Source organism: Laspinema olomoucense D3b (genome assembly GCF_025370785.1).
In the GTDB taxonomy this organism is placed as follows: Bacteria; Cyanobacteriota; Cyanobacteriia; order Cyanobacteriales; family Laspinemataceae; genus Laspinema; species Laspinema olomoucense.
This window is the reverse complement of record NZ_JAMXFA010000007.1, coordinates 1-18,788: the sequence shown is the minus strand read 5'-3', so window position 1 is coordinate 18,788 and position 18,788 is coordinate 1. Positions and strand designations below refer to the sequence as shown.

The following is an 18,788-nucleotide window of genomic DNA, read 5'->3' as shown; positions in this document are numbered from 1 at the left end:
AAGAAATAGAGAAGCTATCTGCATGACCTCTAGTCTGAACTCCCCTCAAAATCGAAAGTCCCGTCGAGTATTGGTGACTGGCGGTGCCGGGTTTATTGGCGCTAACTTCGTTCATTACTGGTCTCGGCGTTATCCCGGCGATCGCCTGGTGGTCCTTGATGCCCTCACCTATGCGGGTAATCCCCACAATTTAGCCAGTCTCGAAGGCAACCAGAACTATCGGTTTGTTCAGGGGAATATTTGTGATCGCCCCTTGGTGGAAAATCTGCTCAAAGAGGAGGCGATCGATACCATCGCCCACTTTGCCGCCGAATCCCATGTAGACCGCTCTATTTTAGGGCCTGCAGCATTCATTCAAACCAATGTAGTGGGGAGTTTTACCCTGTTAGAAGCCTTTCGGAATCACTGGCAAACTTTGCCGGTTCCTAACTTGGGAGAACGGGGACCGATTTTCCTCCATGTGTCCACCGATGAAGTCTATGGCAGTCTGGGGCCAGAGGATCCCGGGTTCACAGAGCAGACTCCATACTCACCCAATAGTCCTTATTCTGCTTCCAAAGCAGGAAGTGATCATTTAGCCCGTGCTTACTATCACACCTACGGTGTTCCCACCCTGATTACGAATTGCTCAAATAATTATGGGCCCTACCATTTCCCAGAAAAGCTGATCCCCCTGATGTGCATTAATATGCTACTGGGTAAACCGTTACCTGTGTATGGAGATGGGCAAAATATTCGCGACTGGTTGTATGTGGAGGACCACTGCCGAGGGTTAGATGTGGTGATTCACCAGGGGACGCCGGGGGAAACATATAATATTGGGGGGAATAATGAAGTCAAAAATATTGACTTGGTAAAGATGTTGTGTCAGTTGATGGATGAGTTGGCTCCAGATTTGCCCGTTCGCCCTTGCGAGACCTTAATGACCTTTGTCAAGGATAGACCAGGCCATGACCGCCGCTATGCGATCGATGCCACGAAAATTAAGACTCAGTTAGGCTGGACCCCTACGGTGACGGTGGAAGAGGGGCTGCGCGAAACGGTCCAATGGTATTTGACTCATCAAGAGTGGTGGCGTCCTCTACTCTCGGCGGAGTACCAGGACTATTATCGGCAGGTTTACGCGAATTAAGGGGTGAGGGTTCTCAGATGGCTGAGGCGATCGCTATCAGCAGTTCTGTAGTTTTACAGGGGTTTTTCACTACCCAAAGGCGATCGGACAGAATTTTCAAACCTATTGAGGGATTAAGACTCTAAATATTTCGTGAGTAAATCTCCGTACTTTTGCGGAGATTTTCCCTACTCTTTTCGTTCAGTCAGTAAACTCCGAAATGCCTGTTCTGAGCTTGCGATCGAGATCACAAAGTCAGGCCGCAGCGATCGCAGTTTTTATCCCCGGATGAGAGTATATTATTTAATAAGGGCAAACCTATCCAACTCAAAAACTATGAGGCCACCGATTATTGTAAAGATTCCATAAAGCCTCTAGCCGACGACCCCAAAGTAGGTCATTATAGAAACAGATATAGCAATCCTAACTCAGTTGTTACAGGAATTCAGTGGTTGGCAAGTTTAGAAACCACCCTTTTTGGGGAAATAGGGACACTACCCCATCTCTTTTAATCGCATTAGATTGCTATATAAACTTTAAGTTTCAATCAGGCAACACTAAAAACAAAGGAGTGCAACAAGTGAAGACGACACTAATTATCGGAATAACAGCAGCAACAGCAACAGCAATGTTCGGAGTTGCTGGTCCTGCCAGTGCCTTTACGTTTGGTACGAATGGAATCAGCTTTGACACCAACCAAGACGTAAGATTTAATTTTGTCCACTCTAAGGGGGCTTTCCAATCTACCCTGAAAATCTTTGAAGTCTTAGAGGGTGGAGCCTTAGAAGAGAAAAGCGCCCTCTATCAAGAAGTGAAAGGGACGGATAATGGTTCTAAAAATGATTTCCTGGGAACATTAGGCAATGCCGTTCAAGAGGTCAACAAGACTTTTACCTTTTTGGCCGGTAGAATCTACACACTCGGACTGGTCAGTACCTACAAGGGAGCGAGCGCTGGAACTGTTTACAGTACATCTAGCCTGAATTATACCGGCTTACAGCGTACTGTCTTTGGAGCTACGGGTTCAGCAAAAGAAGCCAAAGCTTTTGAGGCCACTCCCTTCCAGTTGGCGAATCCCTTTAGTGGACCTGTCTCAATTGGCTTTGAAGATATCAAGTGGGCCCGTGCTGATAACGACTTTAACGATTTCGCGGTGACCGCAGAAGCAGTTCCTGAACCCTTGACAATGGGTGGACTAGCATTAGGTGCTGCGGGTCTAGCTGCCGCTCGTCGCTCTCGTAAACGCCGCACTACTGAAGCCTAAGTCAGTCACGAGAGGACAAAGTTCTCCAAATGAGCGGTCAATTTAGTAGAATAGAGCAGTTGGCAATGGTGTCAACTGCTTTTGCTTAAAGGGCGATCGCCATCGGCCATTCAAAGACTGTATCCCACGGCGATCGCCTGCTCAATCATCGGTAGCATTCGGCATTCATCCTACATTAACGCGCTGTGGGGAATTCACAATGTCTTTTGTACAAACGCTACAAGAACCCAAATATTGGTTATTGGGAATCGCCGCCGGATTAATGACAATCAACATCACATTGATGTGGAAATACGCTCCCGTAGATGTGGTAGGTACCAGTCTACTCTTTTGGGGGGGTGCTGCATTTTTAATCTGGGAAAGATACCAATCCTTTAAACTGCAAAGTGGGCCGATTTCTAGCCTTTTAGGAGCGGCGATCGTTGCCTTAATCCTTCTTAAAAGTGCCACCTTAAATAGCTATGATATTTTTCTGCGTCTTTCTCCGTTTATCTCAGGAATCGGCCTAGCCTTACTTGCTTCCGGTATTAAAGGCCTCAGGCAATACTGGCAGGAACTCTTTATTTTAGGATTTATGTCGATTTCGACCGGCTTATTATTACGAATTTTCGATATTTCTCCCTTAACCGCTAAATTTTCTGCCCTACTTCTGTGGTACTTAGGATTTCCAGTGACTCGCCAAGGAATCTATGTTAACCTACCCACGGGAAGTATTGAAGTTTACTCCGGCTGTTCCGGGTACAGTGCCATTCTGCAATTATTGGGATTATCTATTTTATTTTTATTTATGTTTCCGACAACAGTGAAACAAAAAATATATATTCCCCTGGCCGCTATCATTCTGGGCTTTATTGTTAATGGAATTCGGGTCGCACTCATGGCCTTACTGGTTGCCTATTCCACTAAAGAATCTTTTGAATATTGGCATTATGGAGACGGTTCACTCATTTTTTCAATGTTTGGCGTCTTCCTTCTGGGGTTATTTTGCTGGTTCTTCATCCTGCGAAATGAGCCAGAAAATCTAAAAATCGATCCTTAGATCGGCAGATCATGCAAAAAATGTACTGGAAACCCTTGCGGATTTTTTTATTAGCTCTGACCTTCGGCAGCGTCCTCACCGTTGTAGGAAAATCTCTACTTTATTCAAGTCCCGAAAAAGGTCCATCCGCTGACTTTAGTTTCCCCCCAGACATTCCCCTAGCAGAGTGGCAGCCATTAGGAAGTGAGTCATTTGAAGATAAAAAGGCCACAAACTTAGTCTCAGCGAAACTTTATCGGTATCAGCATCAGGAAAATAAAATTCCCTTAGATATTGAGATGCGCTACGTCATTGATACCGATGGTGATATCAAAACTATGCTAAACAAGCATCTCAATTCCGAGACTTCCCCTGGTACACTAACAATACATCACCAAGAAGGAATCGGTTTCTACGGTCTTGCAGCAACAGCAGAGCGAGCCTACCTCAGTTCCTGTATCAACCCATACGGGGGGAGTACCGTTACTGCGGAACAATTCCGGAATAACCGCAATACTTATGATTTGCAGATTGCTCGTTTGGTCCCTTGGTTGCTTGGACAGCAAGAACTACGAGACTTCCGGTGCCTGTGGACCATTTTGTCGGTGTCCTTAGAGGATACTACTGCCGAGCAAGCCTATCCAGTCTTGGAAAATGCTTGGGTTTCTTGGTATGCTTGGTGGCAACCGCGTTTTCCTAAGCCTTAAATTCTTTTAACCCTCTTCTCAACAGGGATGCAAAATTTATGACTAAATCTGAAGGTTTCGATCTGACTCGTTCCGTTGATGAACTGTTGCGGTTTAGCGCCGATCAATTGAGATCTATTGGTCGGCTTCGGTTGATTGGCTATGGCTTGTTAGTATTAGCCTTATTTGATACAATCCAGCTTTTTGTTGCTCCCAATTTCATGAATCCTGCTTGGGAATTACAAACAATGGGAGGTTTGGTTGAGCGAGTGCCTGTACCCTTATTGGGCCTAGCACTTGTTTTTTTTGGGGAAGACTATAACCGCAGGGGATTAGAAGATATTCTTTTAAAATTGCTGTCTTGGTTAACCCTGCTGCTGGCGGTATTATCACTACTAATGCTTCCGTTAGGTATTATTAATACTGGGCGGATTAATAGCAACACGACCACTCAAATTAACGCTCAAGCTCAACAAGAGTTATCTCTATTACAACAAATTGAGGAACAAGTTCAGACGGGAACTACGGAACAACTGCAAACTTTGGCCCTGGAATTGAATCGATTGGGTTTGCCAGTGGATGGAGAAAATACGGAACAGCTTAAAGCAGACATTCTGGCCAATATTCCGACGGCGAAGGAACGAGTTCAGGTTCAATCTCAACAACAGCTCCAAAATCAGCGCCAGACTTTACTCAAAAATTCGGTGAAGTGGAATCTGGGGGCGTTGGTTGCTAGTGTCCTATTTTTTATGATTTGGCGGGGAACGGGTTGGGCGCGGTAAACCTGGGAATCAGGGGAAAGGGACCGGAGAACAGGAGTTTTCGGTCCTTTTCCCAATTTGTTCTATAAGCCTAAGCCCGGGGGCGGCCAGGTGGTGGCTACAAAAAAGATAACGACCGCTAAGGCAAGGATTCCTTGGATAAAATTGCCGATGACGGAACTCACGACAACCGCAATCCCGGCTTTGACGGCAATGGTGAGATCCTTTCGGTAGAGGTATTCTCCGATGATTGCTCCTAGCAGAGGACCCAGAAGAATGCCGAGTAAAGGTCCGCCAATGGGTAAGGCGGGGAGTAGGCCTAAAAAGCCCAAGAGAAAGCCCACGATCGCCCCGATTTGTCCCCACTTGCTGGCCCCGCCTTGTTTGGCCCCGAAATAGGTGGCGAGTAAGTCGATGCAAACACTGAGCAGCAAAACGACGATCGCCACCCCTAATGCCCAACCGACGGTCCCAAAACCCTGGACGATCGCCCAAACAATAATCGATCCCAAAATTAAACTTGATCCCGGAACCCCCGGAACCACAGCGCCGATGACGCCCAAAATCATCACGGCAATCAGTACCCAATACAAAATTGTCATAAGCTCTTAAATGAATGCGGCTGCAAGGCTATTTTCAACGGTGATTCGTGAGCCATTTTTAGTCACTCTCTAAATAATGACTCAAATTCTCGGCTATTTTCTCAGCAATCCCCTCAATCCACCGTTCATCCTGTTTCGTGTAACTACGCGGAGCATTCGCCCCCAAAATCAGCACCCCGCGACTGCCCAGGGGTTGACAAATCACCCCTTGGGTATTTTCCGGTAAATAGTCAAACTCAATCCGTCCGGGATATAACTTCAGCGCCACCAAATAAACCGGCTTCTGCTGGGCGATCGCCCGTTGCACGATCGCCCCAGGTTTGACCTCTTTTTCCGGCCCTAAAATCCCCCGGCGCAGCAGCACTCGCCCGTCATACCACACCACCAGCGATCGCGTTACCGTATTCGTCAGCAACATCAGCGACGCCCATGCCAGTTCCGTTTTGCTTCGTTCCGGCAAATCCGGTGCCAGTTCAAACCCCTCTTCCCCAATCAACTCCACCGATTCAGGCACTCTCGGTTGAACCTGTTGCCAAAGTAACCCGGTTAAAATTAACAACGCACTTAAAATCACCCCCAAGACATCCGATCGCGCCTGGGAATCCGTAACTTCAACAGTTAAAACCCGATTGGCAAAAAAAAGCACCCCGCCCAATCCACCGGCAACTAGGGGTAAGCGCCGCAATACTACATTTCCATCCGGTTTAGCCATACTCAAAAAATCATCCCATCAGAGATTGGGAACAGAGCCAGAAAAACTCTTGAGAATTTAGAACTCAACATTCTAAATCCTCAATTCCTTACGCCTCCTCTGCCTCAATAATGCGCTGGAACAGATATCCCGTTCCCCTCGCCGTCAAAATCAGCTCCGGATTGCTCGGATCATCTTCTAACTTGGCGCGTAAACGAGAAATATGCACATCCACCACCCGAGTATCCACATGGCGCTCAGGGGTGTATCCCCACACCTCTTGCAAAATTTCCGATCGCGAAAACGGGTCCCCGGACTTGCTCACCAACAATTCCAACAAGCTAAACTCCATGCCCGTTAGACGAATGCGCTCGTCTCCCTTATAAACCTGGCGCTTATTCGTGTCTATTCTGATATTCGCCACATGAATGACGCCCGAGCTGGGAATCCCAGAAGCACCCGTTTTCTCAACTCGCCGCAATACTGACCGGATCCGGGCTTCAAGTTCCTTGGGTGAAAACGGCTTGACCACATAATCATCGGCTCCCAGCTCCAATCCGGTGATGCGATCGGCCACATCTCCCAGGGCTGTTAGCATGATGATAGGGACATCAGATTCCTTTCTCAACTCTTGACAGACGCCATAGCCATCTAGCTTCGGCATCATCACGTCCAGTACCACTAGGTCTGGATTCTCCGTCCGAAAGGTTTCTAGTGCTTCTTCCCCGTCTGCCGCTGTGACCACATCGTAGCCAATCATGGAAAGCCGTGTTTCCAAAATTCGACGAATACTAGCTTCGTCATCGACTACGAGTATTTTTTCCTTATGGTTTTCCAAGATACTCAAGGCTCCTTAAGCGTCTTATCTAATCTTTAATTTTTAATACTGTACCATTTGGATTGTCTTGCTCTTAGCCAGCAGAGTAATCTGACGGCTCATGGCTCATTCATTAAGCGCGTTTTTTGCCTCTACTCACTACTCAGGGTCAATATTAATAACGAATGCCTAAGCAGCGAACTCAATATATTTGTGACGAGTGCGGAGCCGAATTTCCCCAATGGTTTGGCAAGTGTCCCGCCTGCGATACTTACGGGTCTCTCACGGAACAGGTAGTTCCGGCATCGAGCAGCAACCCTTCCCGGCCTAGTTTAAGTGGAAATTCCTGGATGCGCGAGGGCGGGGGAGATCACAACAAATCCGAGGGACAGCCGCGATCGTCGTTTAAATTATCTCAGATTGCCGAACAGAGCATCGCTCGGTGTTCTTCAGGATATGGAGAGATGGATCGGGTCCTCGGAGGTGGGATTGTCCCGGGATCCTTGGTCTTGATTGGTGGGGAGCCAGGAATTGGGAAATCTACTCTGTTGCTGCAAGTGGCGAGCAACTTGGCCCTAGACCATCGGATCCTGTATGTTTCGGGGGAGGAGTCGGGACTGCAAGTCAAATTGCGTGCTCAGCGCTTAATCAGTGGAGTGGACAATGGAGTGCTGGAGGAGGAACCCCCCCAACTTGCGGCGATCGCCGATGAAACGGTAGACATAGAACAATTTAATAGCAACGACGAGGAAATGCTCTCCCTCTCTGCGGGACTCCCTCAAAATCCCTTTGGACCTGACTTAGTACCAGAACCCTTACGGGAAAATGACAATCAACTGATGGAGCAGCCAGAGGAGATAGAGCCACTAGAGCAAACCCAGGCGACTCTAGAAACGCCACCGGAATCATTAAAACAAGCTAAAACGGCTCAATCGCAAGAAGAACCTCGGTTTTATTTATTGCCGGAAACGGACCTAGAAGAAATACTGCGGGAACTGGAATCTTTAAAACCCTATTTGGCGGTAATTGACAGTATTCAGACGATTTACTTTCCCTCTTTAACTTCCGCACCGGGATCCGTCGCCCAGGTCCGAGAATGCACCTCAGCGCTGATGCAGGTTGCCAAGCGAGAAAATATTACCTTATTTATTGTGGGTCACGTCACGAAAGAAGGGGGGATTGCCGGACCGAGGGTTTTGGAACATTTAGTGGATACGGTGCTGTTTTTTGAAGGCGATCGCTTTGCCAGTCACCGTCTGTTGCGTTCCATGAAAAATCGATTTGGTGCAACCCATGAAATCGGCGTCTTTGAAATGGTGGCGAATGGACTCAAAGAAGTGGCGAACCCGTCTGAGCTGTTTATTGGTAGTCGCGAGGAATTTTCCTCCGGTTCCTCTACGATTGTGGCTTGTGAAGGCACCCGCCCGATTGTGGTGGAGTTGCAGGCATTAGTCAGTCCCGCTAGTTTTGGGTCTCCGCGTCGTGCCACCACCGGGATAGATAGCAATCGACTGGTGCAAATTTTAGCAGTTTTAGAAAAACGAGTGGGGGTCCCCCTGTCTAAGTTGGATACTTATGTTAGTTCCGTGGGGGGTTTGAATGTCAGTGAACCGGCGGCTGATTTGGGGGTAGCGATCGCCGTGGTTGCGTCTTTTCGCGATCGCATTGTCGATCCCCATACGGTGATAATTGGAGAAGTTGGCCTGGGGGGCCAAGTTCGGCCTGTTTCTCAATTAGAATTGCGCCTGCGAGAAGCAGCCAAACTAGGATTTAAACGGGCGATCGTTCCCCACGGCCAAAATCCTCCTGATCTGGGATTGGAAGTGATTTCTGTCTCTAAAGTGCTAGACGCTATCATTGAAGCCATTCCGGGTCCGGTGAACCAAGCTTTTGATGAAACTCCCAGTTCCCCCGAGTCTAGCACCCTCCTGCCGGGTGAGACCAACGTTGACAACTTTGTAAATGAGTTTGACGATGATTTTGATGATGACTTTGATTCAGAAAATCCCGTTTTTTAATCTAATAGGTGGTCCAGAATGGCTACCGGATTAGAGAACCGATGCGATCGCTGGCTTTATTGGATGCGATCTCCAACCCGGGCAGGAGAGAGGGGGCGATCGGCAACCGCGAGATCTATTCTCTATCTCTAACCATAAGGTGGCGGTGCCAACCCCCTAACTTCAATCCCATCGCTCATCTGATCCCTAACACAGATGGGGCAGTGACCTTTCCCGAATTCATCAATAGGGGTAAATCGTTCCCTTGAACGAAACCGTGAATGACTTGGATGGCAACACCTTGAGTAATAGCAACAAATCCGTGCTAGACGAACTAAGCGCCTTAATCTGGGGAACCTCCTTATTAGGAGGTAAAATTACTGGTGCTTTAAATTCTGGGATTTTAGGCCAGCTTTCCCTTGCTCAATTAAGCCATTTATTTATCATTTGGCGGAATGCTACATCTCTTCCCCAAAATTCTCGCGTGCGTCTGGTATTCATCGAAGCCCTGATTAAGGGGATTATTGTAGCCCTCCACCCTTCTAAGTTTCACCAAACTGACTTGTTTTCCTCGGATGCTCCCATCAAAGGCTCAGAATACAGTCAAGTTCAGGCATGGCTAAAACGGCGGGTAACTGCTTTACAGCAAGAGGCATTTGGCACTTATGAAAGCAAATGTTGGCTAAAAAATATTACTCAAAGTCCCATGCTTTGTGGGAGTGCCGAAGAAATTTATCGTTTGGATATCCGGACTCAGAGTCGCCAACTTCAGGACCTCAAAAAACAGATTGAGTCTGAACTTTATATTGATGCCTTACCTGAAAAAATTAGAGATAATTTCCGTTCCGATTGGTTGCCGTGTGTTAGTTTAATTTTATCAGAAACTGTTCAAAATAATCAAGAATTTATAGATTTCTTAGAAGATGAAACGGAAAATTTTGCAGCTTTTCAATGGGATATAATTTCTACTATAGAAGATATTAAGAAAGTTATTCATCAACTTAGGAGGCTATTAAATTACCCTCAAAACTATTTAAGTTTTATTCAAATTATTGATTTTGATGCCGAATCCCTCTATCAAGAGGTCCAAAAATTAGACAATAAAGATTCAGGGTTATCTAGCCTGATAGAAGATGTTTCAAAGAGCAATAGTCAACGGATTTCTCTAACGGATCCCAAGGTAGAAAAAGTTTTAGAACTGTTAGAAAATAGTCGGGACGTGGAAGACTCGCCCCCTAAACAGGACAGAGTAGAAGAAGATCTAGCAAATCCCCCTAATTTTTCCCCGAGCCGTTATAATCCGGAGAGAAAACGGATACCTGTAGCATCAGTGGTGCTGACAGGACTCCCGGTTCCTCGTGGAGAGCAGAGTCTAAATGCGATGCGCCCCATTTGGCGATGCGTCAATACTCTGATCGGTCATTCGGACTCCGTGGTATCTGTAGCCTTCGGGCAGCAAAATAGTGACCCGGAACGGCGATCGCCTTATTTGGTGATCAGTGGAAGTTGGGATAAAAGCATCAATATTTGGCAATTCACAAATTTAGAACAATCCCAGGGATTACCCAATAGCATTACGGATAATTCAGCCTCAATTTATTCCGTTGCGATTAGTCCCGATCGCCAGTTTTTAGCTACAGGTTGTGCCGATTCCACCGTTAGACTCTGGCATCTTCCAACTAATCGACGGCTCCATATTTTAACCGGCCATTCTGTCCCCATTTATTCCGTCGCCTTTAGTCCGAATGGAGAAATTCTGGCCTCCGGTAGTGGAGACCAAACCATTAAACTTTGGCAGGTTTCTACCGGAGAATTACTAGCAACCCTCATCGGACATTCTAGTTTTGTTTATTCCGTCACCTTTAGTCCCGATGGTCAGCTTTTAGTGAGTGGAAGTACGGACAAAACTATTAAGATCTGGCAGTTAAAAACTCAGCAATTAGTCCGGACCTTGATTGGGAATTCCCCAGTAACATCTGTTTCTTTAAGCCCTAATAGTCATGTTTTAGCCAGTGCCAGTCGGGATGAAACCATTAAACTCTGGCAAATCCAGGGAAGCCCTTCGGAAGGAGGCACAAGAGCCGCTCCTACCCGGACCTTGCGGGGTCATACCGCTGAAGTGCTTTGCGTAGCTATTAGTCCGCGATCGCCGGTATTAGCCAGTGGCTCTCATGATAAAACCATTAAGCTCTGGCATCTGGAAACCGGCGAATTGATTGGGACCCTCACCGGCCATTTTGATTCCGTCAATGCCGTAGCATTTAGTTCAGATGGTCATTTCCTAGCCAGTGGATCTCATGATAAAACCGTGAAGATTTGGCGACCTTTTTATTAATTATTCGGTCTTGATAAAGTCTAAATAAGCTTGCGTTAACTCTTGAACCGCTAAATCATAAAATTGCTTCCCATGTTCAGGAGTGGCTAAAGCGGGATTAGAACCCATTCTACCATCGGGATATTTGCGACGAAAATCTACCGCCCCATAAATGGGATAACCGGAAGCAACTTGTTTGGATAAGGGAGCAGTTTTAATGGATTCGGGATAAACATACTGGGTGAGTGCAACTTCGCTGGGAGTGGCATGGGAACCTTCTTCATTTCCATATAACTCTTTGGCGAGTTTATAAACCGAACTGCAAGTAAACCAATTAGCGATTTGACACTGGATCAAGTCGCTATTGGGGAGGTTTAAACCACCGATAGTATGATAAGTTTCCGAAAAGGCTGCTTTGAGAGTGGCGATATTTCCGCCATGACCATTAATAAAGAAAAATTTAGTAAATCCTGCCTTAGCTAAACTGGTGAGATAGTCCTGAATAACTAGAATTAAGGTGCTGGGACGGAGGCTGATCGTGCCGGGAAAAGCGGTATGATGCAACGCCATTCCCACATTAATTGTAGGACCTACGATCGCCTGGGTTGCTTCGCCAACCCCTCGGGCGATCGCCTCAGCACAAATCGCATCGGTGCCAATTAGTCCCGTAGGGCCATGTTGTTCCGTCGAACCAATCGGCAGAATAATTCCACTCTTATCTTTGAGATAGGCTTCGACTTCAGGCCAGGTACTTAAGTGCAATAACATGAGGGTGCGGGGTAAAGTGATAAAAGTGCAAGTTGAATCGATGCCCGGGATTTAAACCTTTATTCCCAGAAGCCTGGATATTTTACCATTTTTAGGGCTAAATAGCGCCAGGGAAAATGGCGATCGCTCCCTTAACCTTGGAGCGGTAAATTTGGATACCCTGACCGAAACAAATTTCATGGCCGTTTTGTTGTAACAATGGAAATGATATTAATCACAACAATCATTAACCATGTTTTCTGTGGAAGCAACCAAAACCCTTCCTAGGGCAGAATTCAGTAACAATCATCGGATCTTAGTAGTAGAAGATGAAGACCTGATTCGGGAAATGCTAGTTTTAGCCTTAGAGGAGGAAGGTTATGAAGTCAGCATTGCCGCAGATGGGCAGAGCGCCCTCAACAGTTTGTATCGAGCCGAACCTGTCTCAACAGATTTTCCCTTTGACTTAATTGTGTTAGATATCATGCTGCCCCAAGTCAACGGACTGGATTTGTGTCGTCTCCTCCGTCAACAAGGCAACCCCGTGCCCATTTTGATTTTGAGTGCCAAAGGGAGCGAAACTGACCGGGTGTTAGGTTTAGAAGTAGGGGCGGATGACTACTTGACCAAACCCTTTAGCATGAGGGAGTTTATTGCTCGATGTCGGGCTTTGTTTCGTCGTCAACGCTTGAATGGGTTAATGGATCCGCAAGTCTTGCGATTTGGAGAGATTACGTTATATCCCCAAGAGTGTCGAGTCATGGTCTCCACCGAAGAGGTTAACTTATCTCCGAAAGAATTTCGTCTGCTTGAGCTGTTTATGAGTTATCCCCGTCGGGTTTGGTCCCGAGATCAGTTGCTCGATCGCGTCTGGGGTCCGGATTTTGTGGGAGACAGCAAAACCGTTGACGTTCATATCCGGTGGTTGCGCGAAAAATTAGAGCGGGATCCCTCCCAACCAGAGTACATCATTACCGTTCGGGGATTTGGTTATCGCTTAGGCTAAAAGCCGGGATCGCCTAAACCCGGTGTATCCCCAAGCTCCCTCTGGCCGCGTTCCCCCCATTGCTTATATCATGAGACGAAGAGCGATTGCGCCGACCTGATAGTTCGGGGAAATTCCTATCATCCCGAATGAGTGCCTAAGTTGATAGCAAATCATCAACCACTGGAGCCTACCGGATTTATCATGGCGGAACCCGATGGCGCTGTAGGGTCAATCATTCTTACGCCAAAGCGCTCTATATCGAGGAAGCGAAATGGCTATAGTCGCATTTTTCCTAGGCCTAGCTGTGGGAATTGGATTTTGGCTGTGCCAGCAGTTTTGGATGCGTCAGCAGTTACAGCAATGGTTGGGGGGGCAGACAGTCGATTCCTTTGGCTCCTATATGCCAATCATGTCTCGATTGCGCAGAGTGATCGCTTGGATGAAACAAGAGCGACAACAGCTAGAAGCCCAGCTAGAAGAGGGACGACAATTATTACAAGTTGCTCCAGTCGGGTATCTCCAAGTCGATGAAGAAAATCAATTAGTCTGGTGCAATTCCCAGGCACAGGAAATCCTCCAGATTCACAAGTGGGAACCGAGTTCCCCGCGTCTGTTACTGAAGTTCGTGCGGTCTTATGAATTGGATCACCTAATTGAGCAGACTCGACAAGAACAAAAAGCCCAGGTGCGCGAGTGGGTGTTTCATCCCGCCTGTCAAAATGGGTCAGAAATGGGAAAAACGCGATCGCTAACTTTACGAGGCTATAGTTGGCCCCTAGGCGAGGGACAAGTAGGGGTATTTTTAGAAAATCGTCAACCTTTAGTCACCCTGGCGCAAAATCGCGATCGCTGGATGAACGATTTAGCCCACGAACTGAAAACCCCCCTCACCAGTATTAGCTTAGTTGCCGAAGCCTTACAAGGCCGCTTGGAGCCTCCCTGGAGTCAGCGCGTCGAACGGTTATCCGGAGAAACCAATCGCCTGATTAAACTGGTGCAAGACTGGCTGGAACTGACTCATTTGGAAGTCGATCCCGGGAATAAACTGGTCCTCAAATCCGTGGATATCTGTGCCTTAATTCAGTCCGTCTGGCAAACTCTAGAACCGTTAGCCCGTCAGAAACAGCTCAATTTTGAGTATTCTGGACCTGAACAGGTATTCCTAGAAGCCGATGAGTCTAAACTCTATCGCGTCTTTTTGAATATCCTCGATAATAGTATTCGGTACAGTTCACCCCAGGGCAAAATTCAAGCCATCATTGCCACTGAAATTGTGGGCGATCGTAGCCCTCATCCCCAGCCCACCCTGGAACACGAAATCATCCAAATTGATATGATCGATTCAGGAGCAGGCTTTAGTCTGTCTGATCTGCCATATATCTTTGATCGCCTCTACCGAGGGGATCCAGCCCGCGCTAGACAGTCCCTTGACCCGACTCAAAGCTCGGGGAAAGCCTATGCCACCAGTCCAGGATCGGGTCTAGGCTTGGCGATCGCCCAACAAATCATCACCGCCCACGGAGGAACCATTAAAGCCAGCAACCATCCCCAGACTGGGGGAGCCTGGTTGCAACTGCGACTCCCCTGCGATCGGGCTTTGCTCAATCCAAACCTTTAAAATTCTGTGTCTGCCACTCTCAAGATTTTAATCGTATGCTCTAATACCGTTTTAAAACCCCATTTGCTCAAATCATTAACCATTTGTAGCGTTATTTTTAGAACCAATGGCTAATCAAGCCGAACTCTCTGCTTCGTCCTATAACAAAAATTCTAGATTGACTCATTTTAGGCGGAAAGTAAAACGCTTAGAGCGGGATATCTTGCGGATGGGTGCCTTAGTGGAAAATTCTTTCCGTCTAAGTCATCAAGCTTTATTTGCCCGAGATTTATCCGCTGCCGAAGCCATTCCCTTACTCGACAAACAAATCGATCGCTTTTATCGGCAGATCGAATCCGAATGTGTCATGCTCATGACCTTGCAAGCCCCAGCCGCAATGGATTCCCGTTTACTCGGGGCCTTTATGCAGCTAGTGCGAGACTTAGAGCGCATTGGGGACTATGCTCAGGATATCTCGGAAATTGCCGTCAAACTCTTTCCCTATCCACCCCATCCTTGTATGGCAGAAATTGAGGAAATGTCCCACCAAGCTAGAGCAATGCTGGCAACCAGTCTCGTCGCCTTAGCCGATCTCGATGCCGAAGTCGGTCAACGGATGAAGCAACTAGACTCGATTGTAGATGATGCCTACCATAACCTTTATCACATCCTCGCCAATCAGCGAGATATTAAAGGCGTAGTCGAACCGCTGTTATTAATGGCATTACTGATTCGCCACCTCGAACGCATGGCCGATCATGCCACCAATATTGGACAGCGAGTCTCCTATATCGTCACAGGTCATCGATGATCAATATCAAACGTCGGGAATTTTTGCTGTTTTTGAGTGGATTTGCCGGTACTGTTGCCCTGAGTTCCCTGCAATCTTGCAATTTACCAGGATTACAGTCATCACCCAAGAGTCTCAATTTTAAGCCGATCAAAGGTCCTCTGCCCGTTCCCACCGATGGCATTGCACCCGCTCAACAAATTGAAGCCTACCGGAACTATGAAATCCTCGACGATCTGGTTCTTCCCGAGGGGTTTACTTATGATGCGATCGCCCAATGGGGAGACCCTGTGGGCGATTCTCGTTTTGGCTACAACAATGATTATCTCTCTTTCATTGAAACAGCCCCCAATCAAGGCTATCTCACCATTAATTTTGAATATATTAGTGCTGCCACTTGGATGCAGACCTATCCTTTAGTCATTCAGAAACCCTTACCCCTGGAAGCCGTTAAGTCTGGAATGTCTAAAGCTTCCCAGGGAGAAACAGCCACCAGGATTAATGCCTTTGCACTGGCTGACAACAACCCCTTAAAAGCCCAAATTCAAAAAATTTGTGAAGAAGCCTTAATTGATCAAGGACTCGGGGTGATTTCTCTACGACGAACCCCGGAGGGCCAATGGGAACGCACCTATTCTCCAGCAGACCGACGCATTTCCGGGATTGCTGGGTTAAAAGATGGCCGCTATTTAAAGGTAACGGGTCCTGGGGTGAAGATTTTTCAGAAAGAGCAGGTGCTTGGGTATCGCGATGGATTGGGCGATCGCATCATTGGCACTTTTGGAAATTGTGCCGGTGGTACAACCCCCTGGGGAACGGTATTGAGTGCCGAGGAAAATTTCCAATCCCAGGTGACAGAACCCGTCTATGCTGATGGGACCTCTTTCGATCCAGGGGAGTTACCCTTTGATTTGGCTGCTGATAACCTGGACGGACAAGGCAATGTATTTGGTTTAGCCGGGAATAAATATGGATGGATTGTAGAAATTGACCCGGCGGATCCCAACGATTATGGGACTAAGCATACTTGGTTGGGACGCTATCGCCATGAAGCGGTAGGAGTGCGCGTGGAGTCGGGAAAACCCCTGGCGTTTTATTCGGGATGCGATCGCCAAGGGGGTCATCTTTATAAGTTTGTCAGTCAAGGGGTTGTCAGCAATCCCACAGATAAAACGAACTCCCAGTTATTGGCTGAGGGTCAACTCTATGGGGCGAAATTCAACCCCGATGGAACTGGCGCTTGGATTCCCCTAACTCCAGAAACGGCGATCGACCCCCAACTCCCTAGTCAGCTAGTCGGGAATGTCATCTCTTTACCCAAACGAGAACCAATAACCCCAGCAAGTCAACAGAATCAACGCCAAGGTGGTTATTTTATTAGCGATCGCGACGAACAGATCCAGTCCTTTAAACAGCAGTTCAAAACCCTCAATGACCTCTATGTAGGCAACCCGGAAGAAAAACAAGGGGCCATTTTAATCGATGCTCACTATGCGGCTAATGCCGCTGGTGTCACCTGCACCGCCCGTCCAGAAGATACCATCATTGCTCCCGATGGATCCCTCTATATCGCCTTTACTGCGGGAGGGTCTGCACCGGAAGGAGGCCCCGATAACCGTATCTTTACCGGACCCAACGGTGAAACCCCCTATCCTTTGGGTTGGATTTTCCGCCTTAAGGAAGATAACAACGAACCCGCTTCCCTCAGCTTTACTTGGGAAAAATTGGCTTTAGGTGGCGAACCCACCCAAGGGGGAGTCGGATTCTCTAACCCAGATAACTTGTTAGTTGATCGCGGGGGTAATCTCTGGATGGTGACCGATATGAGTACCGGCGGGCTCAATAGTGCCCTCCCCACGCGGGTTGATGATTCAGGACAGGCGATCGCCCTCTCCAAGCAAATCGGTATCTTTGGCAATAATTCCATCTGGTTCATTCCCACATCGGGACCTGATGCGGGAAAAGCCTATTTATTCGGCTTGGGGCCAATGGAGTGCGAAACAACGGGGCCATTTTTAACCCCAGATGAACAAACCTTATTTTTAGCAGTGCAACATCCCGGTGAAACGAATGGAATCCGGATCAATGGCGCAGTAGAAACTCGGGAGTTCGCCATGCTCACTGTAGAGGGAGAGAAATTTACCCAGACTCGTCAGGTCCCCTTGGGTTCAAACTGGCCCACAAAACAACCGAATGACCCTCCGATACCAGCCGTTGTCGCGATTCGCCGTCTAGATTCCCAGGCAATTCCTCTAGGGATGACTTCTCTATAGGAGATGAAGAAAGACTCCCAGACAAATTTTAGTCTCCCTCATGTTAAAACAGGCGCTTGAAGCGCCTGTTTTAGGTTTACCCTCTAATTTTCATACTCAAATCCAACCAAGTGGATCGGGTAATTGGCGCACTCGTGGAGATGTAGTCTACTCCCGTTTCTCCCACTGCACGGATTGTTTCTAAGGTGATGTTGCCTGAGGCTTCAATGGAGATCCGCTCGTTATGCTGACGTATCAAGGGGACCGCTTTACTCATCTGCTCAACACTCATGTTGTCCAACATAATAATGTCGGCTCCATGTTCGAGGGCCTCTTTCACATCCTTTAACGTTTCTGTTTCCACTTCTACCGTTAAGGGATAGGGAATCTGGGAACGGACTCGGGCGATCGCCCCTCCAATTCCTCCTGCCGCCACAATATGGTTGTCCTTAATCATTACGGCGTCATCCAATCCCATGCGGTGGTTTCTAGCTCCCCCAACCTGAGTCGCATATTTTTCTAAGAGTCTCAGTCCCGGTGTAGTTTTGCGCGTATCCACCAGTTGCACCGGCAAATCTGCAATTTTTTCCACATACTTCCGGGTTAGGGTGGCAATGCCACTCAGACGCATCACCACGTTAAGAGCAACTCGTTCTCCGCTGAGGAGAGCATTCACGGGGCCTTTGATTTGAGCCACCACCTGTCCGGGTTGGCAATACTCCCCTTCCACAATCGTGGGAGTGAACTCAACCCGGGAGTCCAAAAGACTAAAGATGCGACGCGCGAAAGGTAATCCCGCCACAGCACCCGGTTCTTTAACAATCCATTCGGCCCGAGCAGGGGGAGCTTCCTCTATCTCCTCTATATAGATAGCGCTAGTGGTGCGATCGCCTCGACCAATATCCTCTAATAACCAACCCTGGAATAGAGGGTCCAACACAATCCAAGGGGGCAAGGCCGCTTGAGAATTGACTGCGATCGCCCCCTTGGACTTTCCTGACTCAGGAATCATCAAAAAATTTTCCACCTGAAACTCCTTCCCTGTATGGCTTTCAGACTTTTTTCCAAAAAAGTCAAAAAAAATCCTCAAAAACGCTTGACAAACCCGGGTGGGTTAGTTAAAGTAGTAAAGCGCGGTGAGGAAAGGCAACGA

16 protein-coding genes are annotated in these 18,788 nt (G+C 47.6%); 11 read left to right on the top strand and 5 right to left on the bottom strand.

The genetic code is table 11. From position 1 onward, the window contains the following. Positions 1 to 22: 22 nt before the first annotated feature. The 5 genes from rfbB (at position 23) to hpsJ-A (ending at position 4,861) form a co-directional block, all read left to right on the top strand. Positions 23 to 1,132, top strand: coding sequence for a dTDP-glucose 4,6-dehydratase (gene rfbB, locus NG792_RS06645; RefSeq protein ID WP_261196541.1), 1,110 nt, complete (start codon positions 23 to 25; stop codon positions 1,130 to 1,132). A gap of 559 nt (positions 1,133 to 1,691) precedes the next feature. Then, the gene (locus NG792_RS06640; protein ID WP_261234910.1) at positions 1,692 to 2,375 is read left to right on the top strand and encodes a PEP-CTERM sorting domain-containing protein; all 684 of its coding nucleotides are present in this window, start codon (positions 1,692 to 1,694) and stop codon (positions 2,373 to 2,375) included. A 199-nt stretch (positions 2,376 to 2,574) separates the two neighbouring features. Beyond that, entirely contained in the window at positions 2,575 to 3,414 is an 840-nt protein-coding gene (gene crtA, locus NG792_RS06635; RefSeq protein WP_261234909.1) for a cyanoexosortase A, read from the top strand. 11 nt (positions 3,415 to 3,425) lie between these two features. Next, complete coding sequence (locus tag NG792_RS06630; RefSeq protein WP_261234908.1) at positions 3,426 to 4,100, top strand: cyanoexosortase A system-associated protein; 675 nt, start codon at positions 3,426 to 3,428, stop codon at positions 4,098 to 4,100. A 38-nt stretch (positions 4,101 to 4,138) separates the two neighbouring features. Next, entirely contained in the window at positions 4,139 to 4,861 is a 723-nt protein-coding gene (gene hpsJ-A / locus NG792_RS06625; RefSeq protein ID WP_261196537.1) for an HpsJ-like protein, cyanoexosortase A-associated, read from the top strand. Between the two features lie 62 nt (positions 4,862 to 4,923). Here the strand turns inward: hpsJ-A and NG792_RS06620 are convergent, their stop codons facing one another. From NG792_RS06620 to rpaB, 3 genes are all read right to left on the bottom strand, one after another. After that, positions 4,924 to 5,442, bottom strand: a complete 519-nt coding sequence (locus NG792_RS06620; protein WP_261196536.1) for a DUF456 domain-containing protein — start codon at positions 5,440 to 5,442, stop codon at positions 4,924 to 4,926. Positions 5,443 to 5,500: 58 nt separating this feature from the next. Beyond that, entirely contained in the window at positions 5,501 to 6,154 is a 654-nt protein-coding gene (locus NG792_RS06615; RefSeq protein ID WP_261196535.1) for a cofactor assembly of complex C subunit B, read from the bottom strand. An 88-nt stretch (positions 6,155 to 6,242) separates the two neighbouring features. Next, complete coding sequence (rpaB, locus tag NG792_RS06610; RefSeq protein ID WP_254565506.1) at positions 6,243 to 6,971, bottom strand: response regulator transcription factor RpaB; 729 nt, start codon at positions 6,969 to 6,971, stop codon at positions 6,243 to 6,245. 164 nt (positions 6,972 to 7,135) lie between these two features. Between rpaB and radA the strand changes: the two genes are divergently transcribed. Continuing rightward, the gene (radA, locus tag NG792_RS06605) at positions 7,136 to 8,968 is read left to right on the top strand and encodes a DNA repair protein RadA (protein ID WP_261234907.1); all 1,833 of its coding nucleotides are present in this window, start codon (positions 7,136 to 7,138) and stop codon (positions 8,966 to 8,968) included. 256 nt (positions 8,969 to 9,224) lie between these two features. Beyond that, complete coding sequence (locus tag NG792_RS06600) at positions 9,225 to 11,282, top strand: WD40 repeat domain-containing protein (RefSeq protein WP_261234906.1); 2,058 nt, start codon at positions 9,225 to 9,227, stop codon at positions 11,280 to 11,282. Here the strand turns inward: NG792_RS06600 and NG792_RS06595 are convergent, their stop codons facing one another. Continuing rightward, on the bottom strand, positions 11,283 to 12,029 hold the full coding sequence (locus NG792_RS06595; protein WP_261234905.1) for a creatininase family protein: 747 nt from the start codon (positions 12,027 to 12,029) through the stop codon (positions 11,283 to 11,285). A 232-nt stretch (positions 12,030 to 12,261) separates the two neighbouring features. Between NG792_RS06595 and NG792_RS06590 the strand changes: the two genes are divergently transcribed. The 4 genes from NG792_RS06590 (at position 12,262) to NG792_RS06575 (ending at position 17,656) form a co-directional block, all read left to right on the top strand. After that, the gene (locus tag NG792_RS06590) at positions 12,262 to 13,014 is read left to right on the top strand and encodes a response regulator transcription factor (RefSeq protein WP_261196531.1); all 753 of its coding nucleotides are present in this window, start codon (positions 12,262 to 12,264) and stop codon (positions 13,012 to 13,014) included. Between the two features lie 253 nt (positions 13,015 to 13,267). Then, positions 13,268 to 14,614, top strand: a complete 1,347-nt coding sequence (locus NG792_RS06585) for a sensor histidine kinase (protein WP_261234904.1) — start codon at positions 13,268 to 13,270, stop codon at positions 14,612 to 14,614. 106 nt (positions 14,615 to 14,720) lie between these two features. After that, the gene (gene phoU / locus NG792_RS06580) at positions 14,721 to 15,404 is read left to right on the top strand and encodes a phosphate signaling complex protein PhoU (protein ID WP_261196529.1); all 684 of its coding nucleotides are present in this window, start codon (positions 14,721 to 14,723) and stop codon (positions 15,402 to 15,404) included. Further along, positions 15,401 to 17,656, top strand: a complete 2,256-nt coding sequence (locus NG792_RS06575) for a PhoX family protein (protein ID WP_261234903.1) — start codon at positions 15,401 to 15,403, stop codon at positions 17,654 to 17,656. The genes phoU and NG792_RS06575 overlap by 4 nt, the downstream gene beginning before the upstream one ends. Before the next feature lie 76 nt (positions 17,657 to 17,732). Here NG792_RS06575 and nadC read toward each other — a convergent pair whose 3' ends face one another. Further along, positions 17,733 to 18,647, bottom strand: a complete 915-nt coding sequence (gene nadC / locus NG792_RS06570; RefSeq protein WP_261234992.1) for a carboxylating nicotinate-nucleotide diphosphorylase — start codon at positions 18,645 to 18,647, stop codon at positions 17,733 to 17,735. Positions 18,648 to 18,788: the final 141 nt, after the last annotated feature.

What these genes read in the sequence shown, in the direction of transcription:
- rfbB (WP_261196541.1), top strand. Translation starts at nt 23, where the DNA reads ATGACCTCTAGTCTGAACTCCCCTCAAAATCGAAAGTCCCGTCGAGTA.
- crtA (WP_261234909.1), top strand. Translation starts at nt 2,575, where the DNA reads ATGTCTTTTGTACAAACGCTACAAGAACCCAAATATTGGTTATTGGGA.
- NG792_RS06630 (WP_261234908.1), top strand. Translation starts at nt 3,426, where the DNA reads ATGCAAAAAATGTACTGGAAACCCTTGCGGATTTTTTTATTAGCTCTG.
- hpsJ-A (WP_261196537.1), top strand. Translation starts at nt 4,139, where the DNA reads ATGACTAAATCTGAAGGTTTCGATCTGACTCGTTCCGTTGATGAACTG.
- NG792_RS06620 (WP_261196536.1), bottom strand. Translation starts at nt 5,442, where the DNA reads ATGACAATTTTGTATTGGGTACTGATTGCCGTGATGATTTTGGGCGTC.
- NG792_RS06615 (WP_261196535.1), bottom strand. Translation starts at nt 6,154, where the DNA reads ATGGCTAAACCGGATGGAAATGTAGTATTGCGGCGCTTACCCCTAGTT.
- radA (WP_261234907.1), top strand. Translation starts at nt 7,136, where the DNA reads ATGCCTAAGCAGCGAACTCAATATATTTGTGACGAGTGCGGAGCCGAA.
- NG792_RS06595 (WP_261234905.1), bottom strand. Translation starts at nt 12,029, where the DNA reads ATGTTATTGCACTTAAGTACCTGGCCTGAAGTCGAAGCCTATCTCAAA.
- NG792_RS06590 (WP_261196531.1), top strand. Translation starts at nt 12,262, where the DNA reads ATGTTTTCTGTGGAAGCAACCAAAACCCTTCCTAGGGCAGAATTCAGT.
- NG792_RS06585 (WP_261234904.1), top strand. Translation starts at nt 13,268, where the DNA reads ATGGCTATAGTCGCATTTTTCCTAGGCCTAGCTGTGGGAATTGGATTT.
- phoU (WP_261196529.1), top strand. Translation starts at nt 14,721, where the DNA reads ATGGCTAATCAAGCCGAACTCTCTGCTTCGTCCTATAACAAAAATTCT.
- NG792_RS06575 (WP_261234903.1), top strand. Translation starts at nt 15,401, where the DNA reads ATGATCAATATCAAACGTCGGGAATTTTTGCTGTTTTTGAGTGGATTT.
- nadC (WP_261234992.1), bottom strand. Translation starts at nt 18,647, where the DNA reads ATGATTCCTGAGTCAGGAAAGTCCAAGGGGGCGATCGCAGTCAATTCT.